The sequence below is a fragment of the Stenotrophomonas maltophilia group sp. Smal12 genome, from assembly GCF_037079935.1.
Classification (GTDB): Bacteria; Pseudomonadota; Gammaproteobacteria; order Xanthomonadales; family Xanthomonadaceae; genus Stenotrophomonas; species Stenotrophomonas sepilia.
Map to the genome: position 1 here is coordinate 43010 of NZ_JBAWUK010000027.1, position 20252 is coordinate 63261.

21 protein-coding genes and 1 pseudogene are annotated in these 20252 nt (G+C 67.4%); 12 read left to right on the forward strand and 10 right to left on the reverse strand.

All coding sequences use genetic code 11. The features are described 5' to 3' along the window. Positions 1-32: 32 nt before the first annotated feature. Entirely contained in the window at positions 33-815 is a 783-nt protein-coding gene (locus WDC87_RS13010; RefSeq protein WP_227836990.1) for an SGNH/GDSL hydrolase family protein, read from the forward strand. A gap of 141 nt (positions 816-956) precedes the next feature. Next, the gene (locus WDC87_RS13015; RefSeq protein WP_252744964.1) at positions 957-1634 is read left to right on the forward strand and encodes a hypothetical protein; all 678 of its coding nucleotides are present in this window, start codon (positions 957-959) and stop codon (positions 1632-1634) included. A 3-nt stretch (positions 1635-1637) separates the two neighbouring features. Here the strand turns inward: WDC87_RS13015 and WDC87_RS13020 are convergent, their stop codons facing one another. After that, positions 1638-2183 (reverse strand): thioesterase family protein, encoded by a 546-nt coding sequence (locus WDC87_RS13020; protein ID WP_088497069.1) that lies wholly within the window; start codon positions 2181-2183, stop codon positions 1638-1640. Between the two features lie 69 nt (positions 2184-2252). Between WDC87_RS13020 and WDC87_RS13025 the strand changes: the two genes are divergently transcribed. The 4 genes from WDC87_RS13025 (at position 2253) to WDC87_RS13040 (ending at position 4912) form a co-directional block, all read left to right on the forward strand. Further along, the gene (locus WDC87_RS13025) at positions 2253-2828 is read left to right on the forward strand and encodes a TetR/AcrR family transcriptional regulator (RefSeq protein WP_111201545.1); all 576 of its coding nucleotides are present in this window, start codon (positions 2253-2255) and stop codon (positions 2826-2828) included. A gap of 53 nt (positions 2829-2881) precedes the next feature. After that, positions 2882-3265, forward strand: a complete 384-nt coding sequence (locus tag WDC87_RS13030) for a nuclear transport factor 2 family protein (RefSeq protein ID WP_088497071.1) — start codon at positions 2882-2884, stop codon at positions 3263-3265. 153 nt (positions 3266-3418) lie between these two features. Then, complete coding sequence (locus tag WDC87_RS13035; protein ID WP_252744965.1) at positions 3419-4198, forward strand: hypothetical protein; 780 nt, start codon at positions 3419-3421, stop codon at positions 4196-4198. Positions 4199-4393: 195 nt separating this feature from the next. Next, on the forward strand, positions 4394-4912 hold the full coding sequence (locus WDC87_RS13040; protein ID WP_188240834.1) for a hypothetical protein: 519 nt from the start codon (positions 4394-4396) through the stop codon (positions 4910-4912). Between the two features lie 46 nt (positions 4913-4958). Here the strand turns inward: WDC87_RS13040 and WDC87_RS13045 are convergent, their stop codons facing one another. The 6 genes from WDC87_RS13045 to hutI all read right to left on the reverse strand — a co-directional run bounded on the left by WDC87_RS13045 (position 4959) and on the right by hutI (position 14085). Next, positions 4959-7067 carry a TonB-dependent receptor gene (locus WDC87_RS13045; protein ID WP_252744966.1) on the reverse strand — a complete coding sequence of 703 codons (2109 nt, stop codon included), beginning with the start codon at positions 7065-7067 and terminating at the stop codon, positions 4959-4961. Between the two features lie 194 nt (positions 7068-7261). Continuing rightward, the gene (locus tag WDC87_RS13050) at positions 7262-8698 is read right to left on the reverse strand and encodes a serine hydrolase domain-containing protein (protein ID WP_252744967.1); all 1437 of its coding nucleotides are present in this window, start codon (positions 8696-8698) and stop codon (positions 7262-7264) included. A gap of 110 nt (positions 8699-8808) precedes the next feature. Next, the gene (gene hutU / locus WDC87_RS13055; RefSeq protein ID WP_252744968.1) at positions 8809-10476 is read right to left on the reverse strand and encodes a urocanate hydratase; all 1668 of its coding nucleotides are present in this window, start codon (positions 10474-10476) and stop codon (positions 8809-8811) included. Beyond that, positions 10473-11327: an N-formylglutamate deformylase gene (gene hutG / locus WDC87_RS13060; protein WP_252744969.1), complete on the reverse strand. Its 855-nt coding sequence runs from the start codon at positions 11325-11327 to the stop codon at positions 10473-10475. The genes hutU and hutG overlap by 4 nt, the downstream gene beginning before the upstream one ends. Next, complete coding sequence (gene hutH / locus WDC87_RS13065) at positions 11324-12865, reverse strand: histidine ammonia-lyase (protein ID WP_252744970.1); 1542 nt, start codon at positions 12863-12865, stop codon at positions 11324-11326. The genes hutG and hutH overlap by 4 nt, the downstream gene beginning before the upstream one ends. Next, positions 12862-14085, reverse strand: a complete 1224-nt coding sequence (hutI, locus tag WDC87_RS13070) for an imidazolonepropionase (RefSeq protein ID WP_252744971.1) — start codon at positions 14083-14085, stop codon at positions 12862-12864. Before hutI ends, hutH begins: the two co-directional genes overlap by 4 nt. A gap of 67 nt (positions 14086-14152) precedes the next feature. Between hutI and WDC87_RS13075 the strand changes: the two genes are divergently transcribed. The 4 genes from WDC87_RS13075 (at position 14153) to WDC87_RS13090 (ending at position 16957) form a co-directional block, all read left to right on the forward strand. Further along, positions 14153-15523 (forward strand): formimidoylglutamate deiminase, encoded by a 1371-nt coding sequence (locus tag WDC87_RS13075; protein ID WP_252744972.1) that lies wholly within the window; start codon positions 14153-14155, stop codon positions 15521-15523. Positions 15524-15550: 27 nt separating this feature from the next. Beyond that, on the forward strand, positions 15551-16279 hold the full coding sequence (gene hutC, locus WDC87_RS13080; protein WP_072168119.1) for a histidine utilization repressor: 729 nt from the start codon (positions 15551-15553) through the stop codon (positions 16277-16279). Positions 16280-16373: 94 nt separating this feature from the next. Next, positions 16374-16556 (forward strand): type II toxin-antitoxin system HicA family toxin, encoded by a 183-nt coding sequence (locus tag WDC87_RS13085; RefSeq protein ID WP_227837001.1) that lies wholly within the window; start codon positions 16374-16376, stop codon positions 16554-16556. Between the two features lie 8 nt (positions 16557-16564). Next, entirely contained in the window at positions 16565-16957 is a 393-nt protein-coding gene (locus WDC87_RS13090; RefSeq protein ID WP_005417308.1) for a type II toxin-antitoxin system HicB family antitoxin, read from the forward strand. Positions 16958-17098: 141 nt separating this feature from the next. Here WDC87_RS13090 and WDC87_RS13095 read toward each other — a convergent pair whose 3' ends face one another. The 3 genes from WDC87_RS13095 to WDC87_RS13105 form a co-directional block, all read right to left on the reverse strand. Continuing rightward, positions 17099-18103 (reverse strand): restriction endonuclease, encoded by a 1005-nt coding sequence (locus tag WDC87_RS13095; RefSeq protein WP_252744973.1) that lies wholly within the window; start codon positions 18101-18103, stop codon positions 17099-17101. 236 nt (positions 18104-18339) lie between these two features. Then, a complete protein-coding gene (locus tag WDC87_RS13100; RefSeq protein WP_005417304.1) occupies positions 18340-18831 on the reverse strand; it encodes a phasin family protein in 492 nt (163 codons plus the stop codon). Positions 18832-18912: 81 nt separating this feature from the next. Further along, positions 18913-19188: a polyhydroxyalkanoic acid system family protein gene (locus tag WDC87_RS13105; RefSeq protein WP_005417302.1), complete on the reverse strand. Its 276-nt coding sequence runs from the start codon at positions 19186-19188 to the stop codon at positions 18913-18915. 125 nt (positions 19189-19313) lie between these two features. On the opposite strand from WDC87_RS13105, the gene WDC87_RS13110 reads away from it, so the two are divergent. Next, positions 19314-20120, forward strand: coding sequence for an FHA domain-containing protein (locus tag WDC87_RS13110; protein ID WP_088496097.1), 807 nt, complete (start codon positions 19314-19316; stop codon positions 20118-20120). Beyond that, positions 20065-20252, forward strand: a pseudogene (locus WDC87_RS13115) (hypothetical protein); the annotation flags it as partial. The gene WDC87_RS13110 and the pseudogene WDC87_RS13115, both read left to right, overlap by 56 nt.

The following is a 20252-nucleotide window of genomic DNA, read 5'->3' on the forward strand; positions in this document are numbered from 1 at the left end:
AGACTGGCCCGGACATTCAAGGGAGAGACCCCATGCGTTCCTTGTCCGGCGGCCTGGCCGCAGTTGCCCTCGGTATCGCGCTGAGCGCCCACGGGGGGGCGGCCGAGATGCCCGCAATCAACCCGTTACTGCTGGAGCCTGTCGAAAGCCTGCGCGCGGACGAAGTGCGCTTCATGCAGCAGCGCCTGGCCGATTGGCCGCAACTGCAGCGTTATCGCGACGCCAACGCGCGACTGCCTGCCGCTGTACCGGGGCAACCACGCGTGGTGTTCTACGGTGATTCCATCACCGAAGGCTGGGGCAGGGAAGGCAGCGCATCGTTCTTTCCCGGCAAGGGCTGGCTCAACCGCGGCATCAGTGGCCAGACCACGGCGCAGATGCTGGTGCGGTTCCCGCAGGACGTGCTGGCCCTGAAGCCACAGGTGGTGGTGATCCTGGCCGGCACCAACGACATTGCCGGCAACACCGGCCCGTCCACGCAGGCGATGATTGAAGACAACCTGCACGCGATGGTGGACCTGGCACGCGCACATGGCATCGCCGTGGTACTGGCATCGGTGCTGCCGGTCAGCGATTACCCGTGGTTGCCGGGCACGGCACCTGCTCCCAAGGTGCGCGCATTGAACGCGGCATTGAAGCGCTATGCCGATGCGAAGCAGCTGGTCTATCTGGACTACTACACGCCGATGACCAATGCCGCCGGAGGGCTGGATCCGCAGCTGGCCGAGGATGGCGTGCATCCCACGGCGAAGGGCTATGCGGTGATGGCGCCGCTGGCGGAGGCTGCAATCAGGCGCGCAATGGCGCCGGACTAGGCACCGCACCCGCAATGCACAGCATCCAGCCCGTCGAGGTAAAGTGGCCCCGGAGCCGGCCACGCAGCGTGGCCGCCAGGGACGATGGGGTGGGTGATGCGGAAGGGAATCCAGGGATGGCTGCGCCGTAGCGGCGCAACGATGGCACTGCTGCTGGCGGCCGTGCCGGTGTTCAGTGCAGACACGGCGGCGCTTTCGCCGCTGACGCGTGAACCGGTGGCCGGCGTTTCGTTGGCCGAATGGACCGCCCGCTGGTGGCGCTGGGCCGACGCCCAGGGCGGCGCGCCCTATCTCGACCCGGATGGCCGTGTGTGTGATCTGGGCCAGGAAGGCCCGGTCTGGAACCTGGCCGGCACCAATGGCCGTTTCCGGCCACATCGCGAATGCGTGGTGCCGACGGGCAAGTACCTGTTGCTGCCGATCATCAACATGGCGCACTACCAGGTGGATGAGTCTGTGTCCTGCAAGGAGCTGCAGGCCGGGGCGGCGGTCAACAACGATTACCTGATCAGTGCAGTGGTGCTGCTGGATGGGCAACCCCTGGGCGACATGCGCATGCATCGGGTGCGCAGTGAAGGCTGCTTCCGCATGGATGCCGATGACGCAGACTCACGGCTGGCCGCCGCCGACGGCTACTGGGTGATGCTCAAGCCGTTGCCGCCGGGCCGGCATACCCTCAGCGTGGGTGCCAACTACGGCGTGCCGGAGGGCGGCGCGTACAGCCGCATGCGGCAGTCCTTCGAGTACGTGCTGCACGTGGGAGGGCGTACCCAGGTCGTATCGCGCGGACAGCACATGATGCCGGTGGCGGCTCCCTGAGGCTCAGGCGTCGTCCTGCTTCAACGCTGCGTCGGCGGCCAGCAGCGCTTCGGCGGCCGCACTGAGCGGCGGCGAGGGCGGGGCGACCACGCCGATCGCTTCCATCATCTTCGGCATGCCCAGGAACTTGCGCGCGCGACGGTCGTAGATGCCGGTGACCAGCAGCGCGCGCGTGGCGATCTTCTGCTCGGCACCGATCAGCACGCGCTGCTCCATGATGCCGCGCGAGCCGACCCAGCCCACCAGTCGTGTTTCCAGGGTGAAGCGCTGGAACGGCTTCAATTCGCGGCGGAACTGGATGGTGCCGGCGCCGACGATCGGCGCCCATTTCTCGCGCAGCGCCACCTGGCCCAGGCCCATGCGCAGGATCAGGTCCAGCCGGCCCAGGTCGAAGATGTTCCAGTAGCGGCCGTTGGTCATGTGCAGGTTGCTGTCCAGGTCGTTGGGCAGCACCCGGAACTGCAGCCGCGAGACGCCGAACGGGGCCTCCAGCTTCGGCCGGAACAGGCTGCACAGCAGCAGGTGGAGCAGACGGAACCAGAGATTCATGGCTATGACGACTGTTATAGAATCGCCGGTACGCTAATCTATGACGATTGTCTTAGCAAGGAGACCGCCGTGAGCCCGCGACCGTCCGATGCCCCACAGCGCGTGATCGATGCCGCGGCGCAGATGCTGGCGCGGGTAGGCCTCAATGCCACCAGCATCCGCGAAGTGACCAAGCTGGCCGAGGCGCCGTTGGGTTCCACCTACCATCACTTTCCCGGCGGCAAGCAGGAGCTGCTGGCGCGCGCTACCCACATGGCCGGCGACAAGGTGGAGGTGCTGCTGATGGAGCTGCTGAAGGATGGGGCGGTGCAGGGCCTGCAGCAGTTCCTGGCGATGTGGCGCGAGCGTCTGCTGCGCTCCGATTTCCGCGCCGGCTGCCCGGTGCTGGCCGCTGCCGTGGAGGAGCCGGTGGAGGCCACGCCCAGCCAACCCCGCGCGGCGGCGGCCGAGGTGTTCATGCGCTGGCAGGGGCATCTTGCCTCGGCGTTCGTCGCTGAAGGGCATGTCCCGGCAGCGGCGGGTGAACTGGCCAGCCTGGTGATCGCCAGCGTGGAGGGCGCGGTAGCGATGTGCCGTGCGCTGCAGGACATCGCCCCGTTCGACCAGGTGGCAGTGCAGCTGCTGAAGGCGGCCACGCGGCCTTGATCGGCCGGTGCGGGCAGGCCAGACTCGCCAGCAGCCCGCGACTGGATGCCGCCATGGACGAATTGCACCATCGTCAGTTGATCGAGCACTACCTGCAGGCCTACAACCGCTTCGATATCGACGCCATGCTGGCCGTGCTGGCGCACAACGTACGCTTCGAGAATCACAGTGGCGGCCAGCTGACGATGGCCACCGAAGGCGTCGATGCCTTTGGCGAGCTGGCACGCCAGTCTGCGCGCCTGTTCCGGGAGCGCGAACAGCGCTTGCTGGCGCTGGTGTTCGATGGTGATCGGGCGACGGCGACGATTGGCTGGCGCGGCGTGTTCGCGCAGGATGTTCCCGATGGACCGCGTGCGGGCACCGAGCTGGAACTGCAGGGCCAGAGCGAGTTCGTGTTCGCGGGAGGCCGCATCGAACGGATCATTGATCGCAGCTGAGGATCGGCCGCTTGGAACCGCCGTCTGGACAGCGGAGCTGCCCGCGGTAGAATCCGCCCAACACCGCCTACGCGTGCCCGGCAAGGATGTCCGCATGCAGCATCAGGTTCCCGAGGTCCCTGGCCGCGATGCCTCCCGCCCCCTGGCGGCGGCATGAAGCGCTCGCGCCATTTTTCACGCAGCCCACTGACATTGCCGATGAACCGCGGCAGCGAAGTCGTGCGTGCGCGCAGGCACTTGCAGCAGCGCGGTTGGCCACGCCTGCAGATGGCGCTGATCGTCGCCCTGACCGGCGCTGCAGGTTTTCTTGCCTCGCACCTGCTGCGCCTGGCCGGTATCGACGCGATGTGGTTTCGCTACCCGATGGCCGTAGTGCTGGCCTACGGCGTGTTCCTGCTGCTGATGTGGATCTGGATCCGCTGGCGTTGGGACAACGTGCTGGATGGCCTGTCGCCGGATGTGGGCGGTGGCAGCCCAATCCCTCGCGGCAGTGCCGTGGAATCACCGTGGAGCGGCGCCGGCGGCCGTTCCGGCGGTGGCGGTGCGTCGGCCTCGTGGAACGGGCCGGCATCGGTGAGCAGTGGCGATGCCGGAGAGCTGCCGTTGACCGGGCTGGCTGAAGACGAAGCGGGCCTGCCGCTGCTGGCCATCCTCGGCATCGTCGCGCTGGTGGCGACCGTCCTGCTGGCCAGCGTATGGGTGGTGTGGTCGGCGCCGGTGCTGATGGCCGAACTGCTGGTGGACGCGGCCATCGCCGGCGGCCTGTACCGGCGCATGCAGGGCATGCACGAGCAGGGATGGTGGCGGGTATGCGTGTCGCACACGGTCTGGCCGCTGATCGGCCTGTTGCTGTTCTTCGCGGCGCTGGGCTGGCTTGCTCAGGAACTCGTGCCAGGTGCGAGCCATCTGCTGCAGGTCATCCAGGGGCTGTAATGCGGTTGCTTCCTTCATATGGCCCGGTCCCGACCGGTTTTCAGCCGCAATGAACAGTGGGCTATGATCGCGGTCGCCGAGGATTCGTGTCCTGGCGGTTTCACCTATCGGGAGCTTGTCATACTGCTTCGGGAACCGGGGCGCTGGATGGCCGAACGCCCACTGAGACACACAACCACTGACGAGGAAGAGCGCATGGATGTCGCTGCACGCAGGAACAGGACGTTGTTTCGTTGGATCATGGTGACGCTGCTGGCGGTGTTGTTGCCGTTTGCAGCACTGGCGCAGCCGGCAGCCGGGCAGGGCGATGGCGCTGAAGCCGCCACTGCCGCGGAAGAGACGCAATGCCGTGCCTGCGCCTATGAGCGCATTGGACCGAAGGTCGATATCGGCCTGGTGGCACTGGTGTCGCTGCTGGTGGTGGGTCTGCTGGTAGCGGTGTCCCGCGAGTGGGGAACCACCTCGCAGCGCTGGACCTGCCGTACCCTGGCCCTGCTGCTGGTGGGCATCGGCCTGGCGTTGTTGTGGTGGGCTGGCAGCGTCGTCTACCTGGGCTACAACCCGTGGCAGGAGCCGCTCGCACCCGGCGGCGGCTCGCTCGGTTCGACGCTGCTGAGTACGTCGCCGAAGTGGCTGGCGGCACTGGTGCTGGTCGGCTTCGCGCCTTCCATCTGGAAACGCAGTGAGCGCCTGCCAGCGTGGCGTATCGGCTGACCCAGGAACGGCGGCGCCGGATCACGCCCGGCGCCGCCTTCTGCCATCAATCAAAGCGCCAGCGCACACCTGCGTAGACGCCACGACCTTCGCCCGGTGTCGAGCGGGCGACATCCCTGCCGGCATCGTCGTAGCCCGGTGTGACCGTGGCGGCATAGTGGCGGTTGCCGATGTTGCGCATCTCCGCCCAGGCCTGCCAGCGACCGCCGGGGGCGTCGTAGCCGATGCGGCTGCCGAAGATCACATGGCTGTCGGCCCAGTAGCTGTTGGCATAGTCCACCGCGATGCGCGAGGCGTATTCGGTGTTCAGTGCCGCGTACAGGCCGGATGCATGATCGAAGCGCAGCTCGGCCTGGTAGGCGTGGCGCGGCAGGCCGGGCAGGCGGTTGCTGCCGAAACGTGCATCGTGGCGGTAGCGGAAGTCGCTGAAGGTATACGCCTGGCGCAGCGACAGGCGGCCCGGTGCAGCCTGCCACAGCGTGCTGTCCAATCCGGCCTCGATACCGCGGTGCACGGTGGGGCTGGCATTGTTCTCGGCGATGAACAGGTTCGGCAGCGGTTGCAGTTCGACGCTCAGCAGTTCGTGGTTCACGTGGGCGTAGTAGCCGGTCAGTTCCCAGCGGCCCAGCGCCGCGTCACCGCGCGCGCCCAGTTCCAGCGTGGTGGCGGTCTGGTTCTGCATCGGCACCGGCGCGCGCTGGCGGCCGGTAGACGGGCCATTGCCCGGCCCGAAGTACTGGTTCGAGCCCCAGATCATCGACCACGGATGCGGTGCCTCCACTGAACGGCTGAGGTTGCCGAACCACTGGGTCTGCGCGCTGTGCTGCCAGGTGAAGCCCAGTCGCGGTGCGTAGTCCCAGTCCTGCTCGCGCAGGCGGCCGCCGCTGCTCGGCCAGGTCACCTGCACATCGCGGCGGGTGTTGATCAGTGCCAGCCCAGCCTGCATGCGCAGGCGATCATTGAAGGCGAGGGTGTTGCTGACGTGCAGCGTGCTGTCGGTGCCGTGGTGGCGGAAGTCACGCGTGCGCGTGCCGGCGGCATAGCCGTTGCTGGCAAAGCGCAGCGACTCGCGCACATCGGCGTCCAGGTCATGGGTGACGCGCAGGCCGACCGTGGTCTCGCTGTCCAGGCCGAACAGCCGGTGGCGGCGGCGGTAGTCCAGTGTGGCGTTTAGGTTGGCGTAGTCCAGCTGCTGGCGATACAGGCTCTCGTTCAAGTCCATCGGGTAGGTGTGGTAGACCAGCCCGGCCTGCAGCGACGAGTCCTCATCGATCTGCAGCGTGGTGACATTGCCCACCCAGGTGCTGCCCGGCTGCGGGCGGCGCGCATCGATGGCCAGGTTGGCCGCATTCGCGGCATGTGGATCGTTGCGGATCTGGTCGCGGGTCAAGCGACCGGGTGTTTCGTGATTGGTTTCGCGGTAGCGCACGAAGAAGCGCGTCTGCAGATCGGGCGTGATCTGCCAGCCGATGTTGGCCATCGCGCCCTTGCCGTCGCCGTGCGCATGGCGCTGGTAACCGTCGAACTCGGTATCGGTGTAGGCCAGGAAGTAGTCGACATCTCCGTTGACGCCGCCCCAGCTGAGGCCGCGCTTCTGGTAGCCACGGCTGCCGGCTTCGTAGTGCAGCTGCACGCCCGCCGAATCACGGCCGCTGCGACTGACGTAGTCGATGGCACCGCCCAGCGCCAACGCGCCGCGCTCGAAGCCGTTGGCGCCGCGCAGGACTTCCACGCGCGACAGCCACAGCGGTTCCAGCAGCTCGTAGGGCGTGCCACCTGGGCCGGTCAGCGGCAGGCCGTCGATCGACACCGCAATGCCCGAGGCATGCGCGCCCGGCCCCCGGTTGATGCCCGACCCACGGATCGAGATCTTGGTGCCCTCGTTGCCCGGCGACTGCGCGCTGATGCCCGGCTGATAGGCCAGCACATCCGCACTGGAGGACAGTCGGCTGTCGGCCTTGGCCACGTCGATGACGTTGCTGGCGCCGGGCACCCGCTTCAACGCCTCGCGCGCCTGCGCGCTGGCATCGGCAGCAGTGACCTGTACGGCATCCAGCGTGGTGGCCTGCGGGGCTGCAGCGGCAGTGGAGGCGAGGCCAAGGGAAACGGCCAGAGACAGCAGCGAGGGGATGGGGCGGTACGACGAGAGCGACATGCGGGAATGCTGTAAACCACGAAAGTGGCGCGCAAGTTAACAGGTCGACGGCGCCACGTCACCCATCGGCGGCGTATGGCCGCCCGCCGCGTTCCTGTAGAGCCGAGCCCTCGCTCGGCTAATCGCGCGCAGCGCGGGTTGTCTGCCATCGCGACGAAGAGCAGCCGAGCATGGGCTCGGCTCTACAGCAGGGTTTATGGCGAGGGTTTCGTCAGCGTCTTCGACTTTGCGTAGAACTGATCAGCTGCTTCCTTCTCGCCCAATGCCGCATGACACTCGGCCAGGCTGTCCCACACATTGGCCGAATCCGGATACAGCTCGGTGTTGAGGGCGAATACCTTCAACGCCCTGCGTGCACCAAGGCTCTCGCGGATGGCATAGCCGCTGGCGTTGATCGCTCGTTCCAGCTCGCTGCCCGCCACCCGGTTGTTATCGCGCAACCAGCTGCGTATCGCCTGGGCAGCGCCTGCATCATCATCCAGCGCATACGCGACCAGCCCCTCGGACAGCACCGCGTGCGGAAACGCCTGCGGCGCCGCGACCGCCATCGTGCTCTCCACCAGCGTGCTGGACCAGACATTGCGGGCGCTGCCGTTGGTCAGGTACACGAACACCCAGTAGCCGTCGGCCAGCGTGTCCTTGTAGGCCAGCCGCGCACGTACACGGGTGCCACCATCGTGACCGACCTGGGTGTAGCCGTCGCTTCGGGTGGTGTCCCATCCCGTGGAGAAGAAATTGCTGCCGCCACCGCTCAGTTTCTGCGGCTGCCAGAGCTTTTCCAGGGTCTCCGTACGCACCAGCGTGCCGGTCGCCAGCGCCTGCAGGAAGCGGTTCATGTCGCCCACGGTGGTCTGCAGATCGGCATGGCCCCAGCCGTAGTCCGGCCAGGGATCTTCATTGGCAGGCTGCAGTTGGCCATCCTTGCCGATGTACGGCACCGCCGCGCGCCGGGCCGGCACGCTGGCAACGCCCCACGAGGTGCTGGCCATCTTCAATGGCTGCAGGATGCGTTCGCGCGCGATGGCCGGGTAGGGCTTGCGGTAGTGCGCTTCCAGGAACGCCGTCAGCACCAGGTAGTTGGCCTGGGTGTACTGCACGCGGCTGCCGGTGGCGAACTGCAACGGTGCAGCGCCGGCCACCTTCAGCGCAGTGCCAAGGTCAGGCGCTACACCGGGGTAGCCCTTGCTCACCCAGCGGTTATCCACCCGGTTGTAGTACTCGCCGATACCCGAGCTGTGGTTGAGGAAATCACGCACGTGGATCGCCTGCCATGCAATCGGCAGGTCCGGAACATAAGGGCTGGCCGGCGCGTCAAGATCCACCTTGCCCTGGTCCACCAGTTGCATCACCAGCGTGCTTGTCAGCAATTTAGCCATGGACTGCGCGGCGAAGATGGAATCGACGGCGGCAGGTGTGTGCGTAGCGCGATCACGTTCGCCGCTGGCGCCCTGGTACAGCACCTGACCGTTGTGGGCGACCAGTACCGCCTGACCGGCGATGCCGTAGCGTTCGAGGTTGGCCTGCAGTTGGGCGTCGAGCTGGGTAGAGAGGCCGGCGGAGAGGTCACTCGCTGATGCGGGCGGAGCAGCGAACAGGACGCAGAGCAATGCAGCAGCAAAGGTGCGGTACATCGCGGTGATCCATCAGCGGTGATGGCGCATGGTGGTCAAGACGGAAGAGCGGGTCAAGGGCACCGATTCCCGCATCAGGGAGTGCCGGCCGCGGGCCGGCACCCCTGCGATCAGCCCAGGATCGCCGGCAGATCCAGTCCCTTTTCCTTCGCACAGTCGATCGCGATGTCATACCCCGCATCGGCGTGGCGCATCACGCCGGTGGCCGGGTCGTTCCACAGCACGCGGCCAATCCGCTTCGCCGCTGCCTCGGTACCGTCGCAGACGATCACCATGCCGGCATGCTGGGAGAAGCCCATGCCCACGCCGCCGCCATGGTGCAGCGAGACCCAGGTCGCGCCGCTGGCGGTGTTGAGCAGGGCGTTCAGCAGCGGCCAGTCGGACACCGCGTCGGAGCCATCGGCCATCGCTTCGGTTTCGCGGTTTGGCGAGGCCACGCTGCCGCTGTCCAGGTGGTCACGTCCGATCACCACCGGCGCCTTCAGTTCGCCGTTGGCGACCATCTCGTTGAACGCCAGTCCGAGTCGATCGCGATCACCCAGGCCGACCCAGCAGATGCGCGCCGGCAGGCCCTGGAACTTGATCTTCTCGGCGGCCATGTCCAGCCAGCGGTGCAGGTGGGGATTGTCCGGAATCAGTTCCTTCACCTTGGCATCGGTCTTGGCGATGTCTTCCGGGTCGCCACTCAGTGCCGCCCAGCGGAACGGGCCGATGCCGCGGCAGAACAGCGGGCGGATGTAGGCCGGCACGAAGCCGGGGAAGTCGAACGCGTTCTCCACGCCTTCTTCCAGCGCCATCTGCCGCAGGTTGTTGCCGTAGTCCACGGTCGGCACGCCGAGTGCGTGGAAGCCGAGCATGGCGCGGATATGGTTGGCCATCGACGCGCGCGCTGCTTTCTCCACTTCCTTCGGCGCGGACACGCGCTTTTCGTCCCATTGCTCGACGGTCCAGCCCTGCGGCAGGTAGCCGTTCACCGGGTCGTGCGCGGAGGTCTGGTCGGTCAGCAGGTCCGGCTTCACGCCGCGCTTGAGCAGTTCGGCCAGCACGTTGGCGACGTTGCCGAGCAGGCCCACGGACTTCGGCGTACCGGCCTTGCACGATTCGTCGATCAGGCGCAGCGCTTCATCCAGATTGTCGGTCCAGGTGTCCAGGTAGCCGGTGCGCAGGCGCATGTCGATGCTGCTCTTGCGGCACTCCACGGCCAGGCAGGAGGCGCCCGCCATCACCGCGGCCAGCGGCTGTGCGCCGCCCATGCCGCCGAGGCCACCGGTGAACAGCCACTTGCCGGTCAGGTCACCACCGAAATGCTGGCGGCCCATTTCCACGAAGGTTTCGTAGGTGCCCTGCACGATGCCCTGCGCGCCGATGTAGATCCAGCTGCCTGCGGTCATCTGGCCGTACATGGCCAGGCCCTTCCTATCCAGCTCGTTGAAGTGGTCCCAGTTGGCCCAACGAGGTACCAGGTTGGAATTGGCGATCAGCACGCGCGGCGCATCAGCGTGGGTGCGGAACACGCCCACCGGCTTGCCCGACTGCACCAGCAGGGTCTGGTCGTCGTCCAGGCGCTTGAGCGTTTCGACGATGGCATCGAAGCTCTCCCAGTCGCGTGCGGCGCGGCCGATGCCGCCGTACACCACCAGTTCCTGCGGGCGCTCGGCCACATTGGGGTGCAGGTTGTTCATCAGCATGCGCAGCGGCGCTTCGGTCAGCCAGCTCTTGGCGTTCAGCGTGGTGCCGGTCGGCGCGGCGAGGGTGCGGGACGGGTCGTTGCGGGTCATGCGGCGCTCCGGTTCGTAGCGAATTCGAGGCAGGCGTTGAGCACCTGCGGCAGGGTGTGGCGCAGCGGTGCGGCGTGGTCGGGGTCGAGCGGGGTGGGCCAGCTGTGCTCGTCCACCTGATCTGGCGGGGGTTCGTGCATGTAGCCGCGGCAGGCCAGCTCCATCTGCAGGCTGTGCACACCGCCGGCGATGTTGCTGTAGTGGCGGGTGATCCAGCCACCTTTGAAGCGGCCGTTGCGCACCTGGCTCATGCCACTGATCTTCAGCAGGTTCTCCACCACGTCGCTCAACGCGTTATCGCAGGAGGTGTCCGGCGCGCCGGTCGGGCCAGCGGTACCCAGGTTGAACTGCGGCAGTTCGCCGTCGAACAGGTGCGGAATATGTGAGCGGATCGAATGTGCGTCGTACACCACCACCGTGCCGAACTTCGCGCGCAGGCGAGTGATCTGCGCAGCCAGCGCATCGTGGTAAGGCAGGAAATAGGTGTCGCGGCGACGGGCGATTTCCGCATCATCCGGTTCGCGTCCGGCGTGGTACAGCGGCTGGTTGTCGAAGGTGGTCAGCGGGCACAGGCCGGTGGTGTTCTGGCCCGGGTACAGTGAGACCCCGCTGGGGTCTCGGTTGAGGTCGATCACCGAGCGCGAGATCGCCGAGCGCACCGTGGTCGCGCCCATGCCACGCACAAAGTCGTACAGCTCGTGCACCCACCAGTCGGCATCGCGACGGGCCAGCCACGGCGAGTGGTAGTCGCCGATCAGGTCGTGCGGCAGCTCGCTGCCGGTATGCGGGAAGCTGACGATGACGGGGGCGTCGCCCTCGTGCACGGTCAGCCATTCGGGATGGGTATTCATGCCTGCGGCTCCACGGTTGGCAGCAGGTCGGTCAGGCCCTGCGCCAGCGCGCCACTGCGCACCAGATTCGTGGCGGTCACCATGTCCGGATGGAAGTAGCGGTCTTCTTCCAGCGTCGGCACCTGCGCACGCAGGGTGGCGCGCACGATTTCCAGCGCGGCGCTGGAGCGCAGCGGGGCGTGGAAGTCGCAGCCCTGCGCAGCGGCCAGCAGCTCGATGCCGATCACGTTGGCGGCGTTCTCGGCCATCTGCATCAGCCGGCGCGCGCCATGCGCGGCCATCGACACATGGTCTTCCTGGTTGGCCGAGGTCGGGATCGAATCAACGCTGGCGGGGTAGGCGCGCTGCTTGTTCTCCGAGACCAGCGCGGCGGCGGTCACCTGCGGAATCATGAAGCCGGAATTCAGGCCGGGGCGCGGGGTCAGGAATGCAGGCAGGCCGGACAGCGCAGGGTCGACCAGCATCGCCAGGCGGCGCTCGCTGATCGAGCCGATCTCGCACACCGCCATCGCCAGCATGTCGGCCGCGAAGGCCACCGGCTCGGCGTGGAAGTTGCCACCGGACAACGCTTCGCCGGTATCGGTGAACACCAGCGGATTGTCGGACACTCCATTGGCTTCGATTTCCAGCGTGGTCGCGGCCTGGCGCAGGATGTCCAGCGCCGCGCCCATCACCTGCGGCTGGCAGCGCAGGCAGTACGGGTCCTGCACGCGCACGTCGTTGTCACGGTGCGATTCGCGGATCTCCGAGCCGTGCATCAGCGCGCGCAGCGTCGCGGCGGTGGCGATCTGTCCGCGCTGGCCGCGGATGGCGTGGATGCGCGGGTCGAACGGCGTGTCCGAGCCCTTGGCCGCTTCCACCGACAGCGCGCCGGCGACCAGTGCCGCCTGGAACACGGTCTCGATCTCGAACAGGCCGGCCAGCGCGTAGGCGGTGGAGAACTGGGTGCCATTGAGCAGCGCCAGGCCTTCCTTCGCTCCCAGTTCGATCGGCTGCAGGCCGGCACGTGCCAGCGCATCGACCGCCGGCAGGCGCTCGTCACCGATGAAGGCTTCACCGACGCCCAGCATCGCGCTGGCCAGGTGCGAGAGCGGCGCCAGGTCACCCGAGGCACCCACCGAGCCTTGTGCCGGCACCACGGGCAATACGCCCTTGACCAGCATCCCTTCGAGCAGCAGCAGGGTTTCCTCGCGGATGCCCGATGCACCCTGCGCCAGGCTGACCAGCTTCAGCGCCATCATCAACCGCACCACGCTGGCCGGCATCGGCTCGCCCACGCCGGCGGCATGCGAGAGCACGATGTTCCGCTGCAGGGTGGCCAGGTCTTCGCGCTCGATGCGCACGCTGGCCAGCTTGCCGAAGCCGGTGTTGATGCCATACACCGGTGCGCCCTCGGCGACGATGGCGGCCACCGCCGCAGCGCTGGCGCGTACCACCGGCAGGGCGGCCGGGTCCAGTGCGAGCGGCGCACCGCGATAGACCTGCCGCCACTGGGCGAGAGTGACATGGCCGGGGCGAAGAACCAGGGTGTTGCTCATGTGTTGCTCCAGGAGGCAGGCAGGTCGGGCTGCCCGCGCACCACGCGCGCGTGCAGCGGGTTGAATCCAATGCGATAGACCAGGTCAGCGGGCGCATCGATGTCCCAGATCGCCAGGTCGCAGTCCATGCCCGCGGCCAGGCGACCGATGCGCTCGCCGTGGCCCAGTGCGCGCGCCGCTTCACGGGTGAAGCCGGCGATGCACTCATCCACGGTCAGGCGGAACAGGGTGGCGCCCATGTTCATCGCCAGCAGTGGGCTGGTCAGCGGCGAGGTGCCCGGGTTGCTGTCGGTGGCCAGCGCCAGTGGCACGCCGGCCGCACGCAGCGCGGCGATCGGCGGCAGGGTGGTATCGCGGGTGAAATAGAAAGCACCAGGCAGCAGCACGGCGACGGTACCGGCGGTGGCCATCGCGGCGATGCCGGCATCGTCCAGATGTTCGATATGGTCGGCCGACAGTGCACCGAAGCTGGCCGCCAGTTCGGCACCGTGCTGGTTGCTCAGCTGCTCGGCGTGGATCTTCACCGCCAGCCCGTTCGCGCGGGCGGTCTCGAACACCTGCCGCGCCTGCGCGGGCGAGAACGCGATGTTCTCGCAGAACACGTCCACCGCTTCGGCCAGGCCTTCGGCAGCAACGGCCGGAATCATCACCTCGCACACCTCGTCGATGTATTCCTGTGCCTCGCGGCCCGGCGGAGTCGCGTGCGCGCCAAGGAAGGTGGTGACCACGTTGACCCGGCATTCCTCACCCAGCGCACGCGCAACCTGCAGTTGCTTGCGTTCGTCGGCCAGGGTCAGGCCGTAGCCGGACTTGATCTCGAGGGTTGTCACGCCCTCGGCGCGCATCGCCAGCAACCGTGGCCGGCTTTCGCGGGCCAGCTGTTCCGGCGTCGCGGCGCGGGTGGCGCGCACGGTGGAGACGATGCCGCCGCCGGCACGGGCGATCTCTGCATAGCTCACGCCCTGCAGGCGCTGCTCGAATTCGTTGGCGCGGTTGCCGGCGTAGACCAGGTGGGTGTGGCAGTCGATCAGGCCGGGCGAGATCCAGCGGCCTTCGCCATCGATGCGGGTGGTTGGCTGCAGGTGGGCATCGCTGCCGGCCGGGCCGACGTGGATGATGCGGCCGTCGGCGCAGGCCAGTACGCCATCGCGGATGACACCCAGGCCCTCGCCGTCGAGGGTGATCAGGTGGACGTTGGACCAGAGGGTATCGGCGTGCATGGCATCCACAACGCGGCTGTGCTTATATGTCTATACAATATAGGTGTCCATTTCGGGTTGTCCAGCCATGTTCGATTCGCGTTCCCCGCACTGTTTCCATGCCGCCCACGCCCTCCTGGCCGATGGCTGGGCCCGTGATGTCCGCCTGCAGGTACAGGACGGTCGTATTGCGGCGATCAGTACGGGGCAGGGCGCCCAGCACGGCGACACCCGCGCCGGCATCCTGGTGCCGGGCCTGCCCAACCTGCACAGCCATGCCTTCCAGCGCGGCATGGCTGGCCTGACCGAGATCGGCGGCGGTGACGGTGACAGCTTCTGGAGCTGGCGCGAGCTGATGTACCGCTTCCTGGCCCACCTGCGTCCGGACGCGGTGCAGGCCATCGCCGCCCAGGCCTACATGGAAATGCTGGAAAGCGGCTTCACCCGCGTCGGCGAGTTCCATTACCTGCACCACGACGCCGATGGCCATGCCTATGCCAACCGCGCTGAAATGAGTGCGCGGATCGCGGCCGCTGCCGACCAGACCGGTATCGGCCTGACCCTGCTGCCGGTGTTCTATGCCCATGCCGATTTCGGCGGGGCGCCGCCGAACCCCGCGCAGCGACGCCTGATCCACGACGTAGAGGGATTTGCGCAGCTGCTGGATGCCGCAAAGCCGGCATTGACCACGCTGCCTGACGCGGTGCTCGGCATCGCCCCGCACAGCCTGCGCGCGGTCACCGGCGAAGAACTGAGTGCGTTGTTGCCGCTCACCGATGGCCCGGTGCACATCCATATCGCCGAGCAGGTGCGCGAAGTCGAGGCCTGCCTGGCCTGGAGCGGCCAGCGCCCGGTGCAGTGGCTGTACAACCACGCGCCGGTGGATGCGCGCTGGTGCCTGGTGCATGCCACCCACATCACCGATGACGAGCGCGCGGCCATCGTGGCCAGCCAGGCGGTGGCCGGCCTGTGCCCGATCACCGAGGCCAACCTGGGCGACGGCCTGTTCCCGATGCAGGCGTTCGCGCGCGAGGGCGGTCGCTTCGGTGTCGGCTCCGATTCCAATGTGCTGATCGATGCCGCCGAAGAACTGCGCCTGCTCGAATACGGCCAGCGGCTGACCTTGCGCGGGCGCAATGTACTGGCGCCGGATGCCAGCCGCAGCACCGGTCGTTTCCTGTTCGAAGGCGCACTGCGCGGTGGAGCGCAGGCGCTGGGCGTGGCCGCTGGCCTGCAGGTCGGTGCCAGTGCCGACCTGGTCGAACTGGACGCCGCGCACCCGGCGCTGCAGGCGCGACAGGATGACGCATGGCTTGACAGCTGGGTGTTCGCCGCACGTAATGGCGCGCTGCGATCGGTCTGGCGCCATGGCCGCCAGTGCGTGGCCGACGGCCGCCACCTGCAGCGCGAGGCGATCACCACCGCCTTCGCCGCCGCCCTGCGCGGCGTGCTGGGCTGATCGCCTCCGCCACCGGGACCTCATTACGTGAAGGCAAGCAAGTCCGCCACGCTCAACCAGCGTATCCGCAGCGATCTGGAAAGCCGCATCCTCAGCGGAGAGTGGGCGCCGGGCTTCCGTATTCCGTACGAGCACGAGCTGATGGAGCAATACGGCTGCTCGCGGATGACGGTGAACAAGGTGCTGACCGCACTGGCCGAGAGCGGCATGATCGAGCGCCGCCGTCGCGCCGGTTCATTCGTGGCGCGTCAGCCGCCGCACCTGGAACAGGTGGCGCTGGAGATTCCCGATATCGCGATGGAGGTCGGTTCGCGCGGCCATCAGTACGCGTACCGCCTGCTGCAGCGCGAGCTGCGCCTGGCCGACACCGGCAATGCCGGTGAAGTGGAGCTGGCCGGCAGCGAGAAGCTGCTGGCGATGCGCTGCCTGCACCTGGCCGATGGCCGTCCGCTGGCGCTGGAGCATCGCCTGATCAGTCCGGTGGGCGTGCCCGAGGTACTGGAGGTCGATTTCAGTACCACCGCGCCGGGCAGCTGGCTGCTGCAGAACGTGTCCTGGACGCGCGCGCAGCATCGCATCAGTGCCTGGGGTGCGGATACCGCTACCGCCAGGCTGCTGGAGGTGAAGCCGGGCACCGCATGCCTGGTGATCGAGCGCCTGACCTGGCGCGGTGAACAGCCGATCACCCGCGTGCGGCAGGTGTTCCTGGGGGATGCCTGGGACCTGGTTGCGCGCTTCGCGCCGGGCGCTCGCTAGGGATTCCATCCACGCATGGCGTGGACCTACTGGTCCGGTACGGCTGTCGTCTTGAACTCTGTTGGTGCGTGTGTACGATGTGTATCGTCCCTGCATGAAGAGCAGGGACCTCATCCGGGATCTGGAGGCGGCAGGTTGGACCTGTTGCAGGATTCGCGGATCCCATCATGTATTCGTGCACCCGCAGTGGCCTCACATCATCACCATGCCTCACCCCAGAAAGGATCTGGGCAAGGGGCTGGTTCAGGCGTTGCGGAAGCTCGCAGGATTGACGTAGGAGGTCCCATGCGCTATCCAGTCTTGATTGAGGCCGGCGATGAACGCACCGCGTGGGGGGTCATCGTTCCCGATCTGCCGGGGTGCTTCTCGGCAGCCGACACGCTTGACGATGCACTCAGCGCGGCCGAGGAGTCTGCGCTTGCCTGGATCGATGCGGCCCTGGATGAGGGGCGCTCGATTCCCAGTCCTTCTGCGCCACAGAAGATCGTCGCCGAGGCTCCCAGTGGTACGGCCTGGATTCTTGCCTACATCTGCATTGATCCATCTCTGCTGGACGACACCATCGAGCGGGTCAACATCAGCCTGCCGCGTCGCATCCTGGCCAGGCTGGATGCGCAGGCCAGGGCGGCCGGCGAATCCCGCTCCAGTTACATCGCCCATCTCGCAGCATTGGGCTGAGCGGGCGCCTTGTAGAGCCCAGCCCATGGTCGGCTGCTGTTCGCGCGTTGCGCGATGAGTCGAGCGTGGCTCGACTCTGCAAAGTCATCCACGCGTGGCGCGGGATTCAGTAGATCCACGCCATGCGTGGATGTTGCCCCATCAATACGTAGCGCACTGCCGCCAGCGCACCGGCTCATCCACGCCGGGGCGGGCGTTGAGCTGGATGCGCACGTTGCGCAGGGCAGGGTAGTGCAGCACTTCCTCACAGACCTGCGGCCAGACCTTTTCCAGTTCACCGGTGCGGTTGATCGCCAGCGTCTGCCGGGTCAGCCAGACACCGCTGGCGATGCCGGGCTTGCCGGCCAGGGCGCGGGCCAGATCGGCCTGGAAGCGCTCCAGCGTGGCCGCATCCGGATTGGGATTGCTGCGCGCGTCGACCGCCGGGGCGACGGCAGCCGCGGGTGCAGGGGCGGCCGGGAGCACTGCCGCGGTGCCAGCAGGTTCCGCCGCAGGCGCCGTTGGAGGCGTCGCCACCACCGGCGCTGCAGTAACCGGCGCGGCCTCTTCCACACGCAGGCCCTGCAGGCCCAGGCCAACCAGCAGCCCCAGCGTTGCCGAACCCAGTGCGGCGATGGCGATACGGCGCAGCGCTTCGTGCCGGGCGCTGGCGCGCACGCGTGCTTCGATATCGCCGGGCAGGTAAGGCTGCAGCAATGGCCACAGGCGCGGGCCGTCCAGCACTTCAACCGCCTGCTTCTCGGCGGCGCTGCGGCCGCCGCGCTCGATGCGGCCTTCGGTCAGCAGCACGCCGCCCTTGGCGCCGGCCAGGCGCGCGGCCGCACCCAGCTCGTTTACTGCGGCGGTGCCGATGCGGTAGGCCAGGCCATGCTTGCACGACACCAGCCAGTGGTTGGGGCCATCGCTGAGCATGAAATCGCTGCTTGGCTCGCGGGCTTCTTCCGCCGGATCGATCAGCTCACGCAGGCCGCGCTGTTCGCGCAGCATGCGCTTGACCAGAACCGAGAATTCGCGCCAATGCATGCCCGCCAGGGCCTGCAGGCCGAGTTGCATCTCCTTCTGCCACCGCTTGACCCACCACAGATAGACAACGGCCAGGGAACAGCTAAGCAGGGCCGACAGCAGGGCCAGGATCCAGGGGAGCATGCAGGAGTAGGGCGGAAGGGGCGAAAGCGGAGAACGACAGTGTAAAGGTCGCGGTGCCTGGCCGGGTCAGGATGTTCCTGACAGAAAGCGTGATGGAGCGCGCAGATCGGCGTACAGCGGGCACGAAAAACCCGCCAATCCTGAAGCCGTGAGGGGAGGGAACAAACGGCAGCCGAAGCGATTGGCGGGTTGCTCGCGATTGTCAATCAATTTTTATTGCGTTGCAACAATTGCGCTCAGGGCACGCTGTCCGGCGACTGATGGCTGCCCGGAGCAGGGGCGTCGGTGCCGGACGCGGCGCGGTTTTCCAGCTTGGCCAGGCGCGCGTGCAGGGCATCAATGCGGGCCTCCAGTGCGGTCACTTCGTCGGCGGTGGGTACATGCAGGCGCTTGAGTACGCCCTGCACCTGGTCATCGAAGGCCTTCTCCACCTTGTTCCAGGTGCCGGAGGCCTTCTCGCGGGCCTCGTCCAGCGAGGTCTCGACATTGTCACGCCAGCCCGGGCCCTGGTCGCCGTTACGTTCACGGCGGCGGGCTTCCCAGGCTTCGCCTTCCTTCACCAGGCCATCGAAGAAGCGGCTGCCCTCGGCCTGGGCGCGACCCAGCGCACCCAACCCGGCCAGCCAGACCTGCTGGGCCGAATCGCTCAGCTTGCGCGAGAAGCGCTCGGCCTGGTCACTGAAAGAGGCATCGTCGTTGCGGCGGTCGTCGTTCTCGTAGTGGTTCATCGCACTTCCCGTGGGAGTTGGGCCTGACCCCGAGAGTAGCGCGCACCGGCGTTGCACGGCCGTGACGGCCGCCGCCGGGGTTCAGCCCAGCTTTTCCTTCAGCACACGCTGGATCTCGCCTTCGACCATGCCCTTCATCGCCGACAGCAGGAAGCCCAGCTTGGCGGTTACGCGCACGGCACCCGGCTGCAGTTCGATCGCACCGTCCACGCCGCTGCCGGAGAAGTTCAGTACGTCGGCGGTCCAGGACGACTTCAGGCCAAAGCGCTCGGACAGCTTGGCAGCGACCTGTTCGATCGCGGCGCGCGCCTGTGCATCGGGCAGGGCGTGGGCGTGGCGGACATCGATGGTGGACATGCAGGCTCCTGGCGCAGGGCGGGGTAGGTCGAAGAGGGCAAGCATTGTGCGCATCAAGGGCCGCCGCGCCAAGCACTCATCGTGGGTTCTTCTTCGTTGGCGACCAACCTGCTAGTCTGCGCCGCGTGCAGAACCTGCTTGTTCACTTCAGTCAACAACAACAGCCCGACCAGCCCTTGCGGCCCGGGGTGCAGCGCATCGTGCGCCAGGCCAACGGCAGCGTGCGGCTCGGAGATCCCGGCCACGGCGCACTGCTGCTGGCCCAGTTCTGCATGGATGATCGCGGCCTCTGGCTGCAGGTCGGCAACGGCATCCGCGGCGTCCACGTCAACGGTCGCCCGGTACGCCGGATGGCCCTGCTGCGTGCAGGCGATGCGGTGTATGTGGATGGCGTGGAGATGGTCCTGCAGGGCGAGGTCGAAAGTCTGCTGCAGGCGCCTGCGCCGAAAACCGAAGATGGCAGCGACGAGCAGCAGCGGCTGCTGCGCGGTGTCGGCGGCCTCCATCATGGCCGCAGCTTCACCCTGTCGCGGGCCCGCCTGATCGGGCGTGGCAACGAGGCTGACATCGCCATCGATGACCCGGCTTTTGCCGAGCAGCATGCCCGCGTGGAAGTGCACGGCGAACGCGTGCTGCTGCGCGACCTCGGCAGTGCCGACGGCACCCGCGTCAATGGCGTGGCCGTGCGCCATTGCTGGCTGCAGGCCGGCGACCAGGTGGTGTTCGATGGCCAGCACCGTTTCGTGCTGGAAGTGCCGCATGATCCGCGCCGGCGGTCGTTGCCGGTCGAGGACGAGTCGGGCGAGGACGTGGAACAGGCGCCGGTGCTGCCGGCTGCGCCGCGCAGGGTGCGGCGCTGGCCGTGGCTGCTGGTCAGTGCGCTGCTGCTGGCCGCGCTGCTCAGCCTGCTGCTCTGGTTCGGCGCGCGCTGACGGTGGTGCCGGCCCTGCGACTTTGCCGGAATCGGTCCTGCGTCAGGCGCAGGCGGAAATGCTGGACTGGCACGGGTCCGGCGCTTCGATCGTGGAAATGAGCCATCGCGGCGCGGAATTCATGTCCGTGGC

Bases quoted from the DNA above. Each gene is read 5' to 3' on its own strand.
- WDC87_RS13020 (WP_088497069.1), bottom strand. From the start codon at position 2,183: ATGAATCTCTGGTTCCGTCTGCTCCACCTGCTGCTGTGCAGCCTGTTC.
- WDC87_RS13105 (WP_005417302.1), bottom strand. From the start codon at position 19,188: ATGTCCACCATCGATGTCCGCCACGCCCACGCCCTGCCCGATGCACAG.
- WDC87_RS13015 (WP_252744964.1), top strand. From the start codon at position 957: ATGGCACTGCTGCTGGCGGCCGTGCCGGTGTTCAGTGCAGACACGGCG.
- WDC87_RS13040 (WP_188240834.1), top strand. From the start codon at position 4,394: ATGGATGTCGCTGCACGCAGGAACAGGACGTTGTTTCGTTGGATCATG.
- WDC87_RS13100 (WP_005417304.1), bottom strand. From the start codon at position 18,831: ATGAACCACTACGAGAACGACGACCGCCGCAACGACGATGCCTCTTTC.
- WDC87_RS13050 (WP_252744967.1), bottom strand. From the start codon at position 8,698: ATGTACCGCACCTTTGCTGCTGCATTGCTCTGCGTCCTGTTCGCTGCT.
- WDC87_RS13085 (WP_227837001.1), top strand. From the start codon at position 16,374: ATGAAGAGCAGGGACCTCATCCGGGATCTGGAGGCGGCAGGTTGGACC.
- WDC87_RS13095 (WP_252744973.1), bottom strand. From the start codon at position 18,103: ATGCTCCCCTGGATCCTGGCCCTGCTGTCGGCCCTGCTTAGCTGTTCC.
- hutG (WP_252744969.1), bottom strand. From the start codon at position 11,327: ATGAATACCCATCCCGAATGGCTGACCGTGCACGAGGGCGACGCCCCC.
- WDC87_RS13090 (WP_005417308.1), top strand. From the start codon at position 16,565: ATGCGCTATCCAGTCTTGATTGAGGCCGGCGATGAACGCACCGCGTGG.
- hutH (WP_252744970.1), bottom strand. From the start codon at position 12,865: ATGAGCAACACCCTGGTTCTTCGCCCCGGCCATGTCACTCTCGCCCAG.
- hutI (WP_252744971.1), bottom strand. From the start codon at position 14,085: ATGCACGCCGATACCCTCTGGTCCAACGTCCACCTGATCACCCTCGAC.
- WDC87_RS13075 (WP_252744972.1), top strand. From the start codon at position 14,153: ATGTTCGATTCGCGTTCCCCGCACTGTTTCCATGCCGCCCACGCCCTC.
- WDC87_RS13010 (WP_227836990.1), top strand. From the start codon at position 33: ATGCGTTCCTTGTCCGGCGGCCTGGCCGCAGTTGCCCTCGGTATCGCG.
- WDC87_RS13035 (WP_252744965.1), top strand. From the start codon at position 3,419: ATGAAGCGCTCGCGCCATTTTTCACGCAGCCCACTGACATTGCCGATG.
- WDC87_RS13030 (WP_088497071.1), top strand. From the start codon at position 2,882: ATGGACGAATTGCACCATCGTCAGTTGATCGAGCACTACCTGCAGGCC.
- hutU (WP_252744968.1), bottom strand. From the start codon at position 10,476: ATGACCCGCAACGACCCGTCCCGCACCCTCGCCGCGCCGACCGGCACC.
- WDC87_RS13045 (WP_252744966.1), bottom strand. From the start codon at position 7,067: ATGTCGCTCTCGTCGTACCGCCCCATCCCCTCGCTGCTGTCTCTGGCC.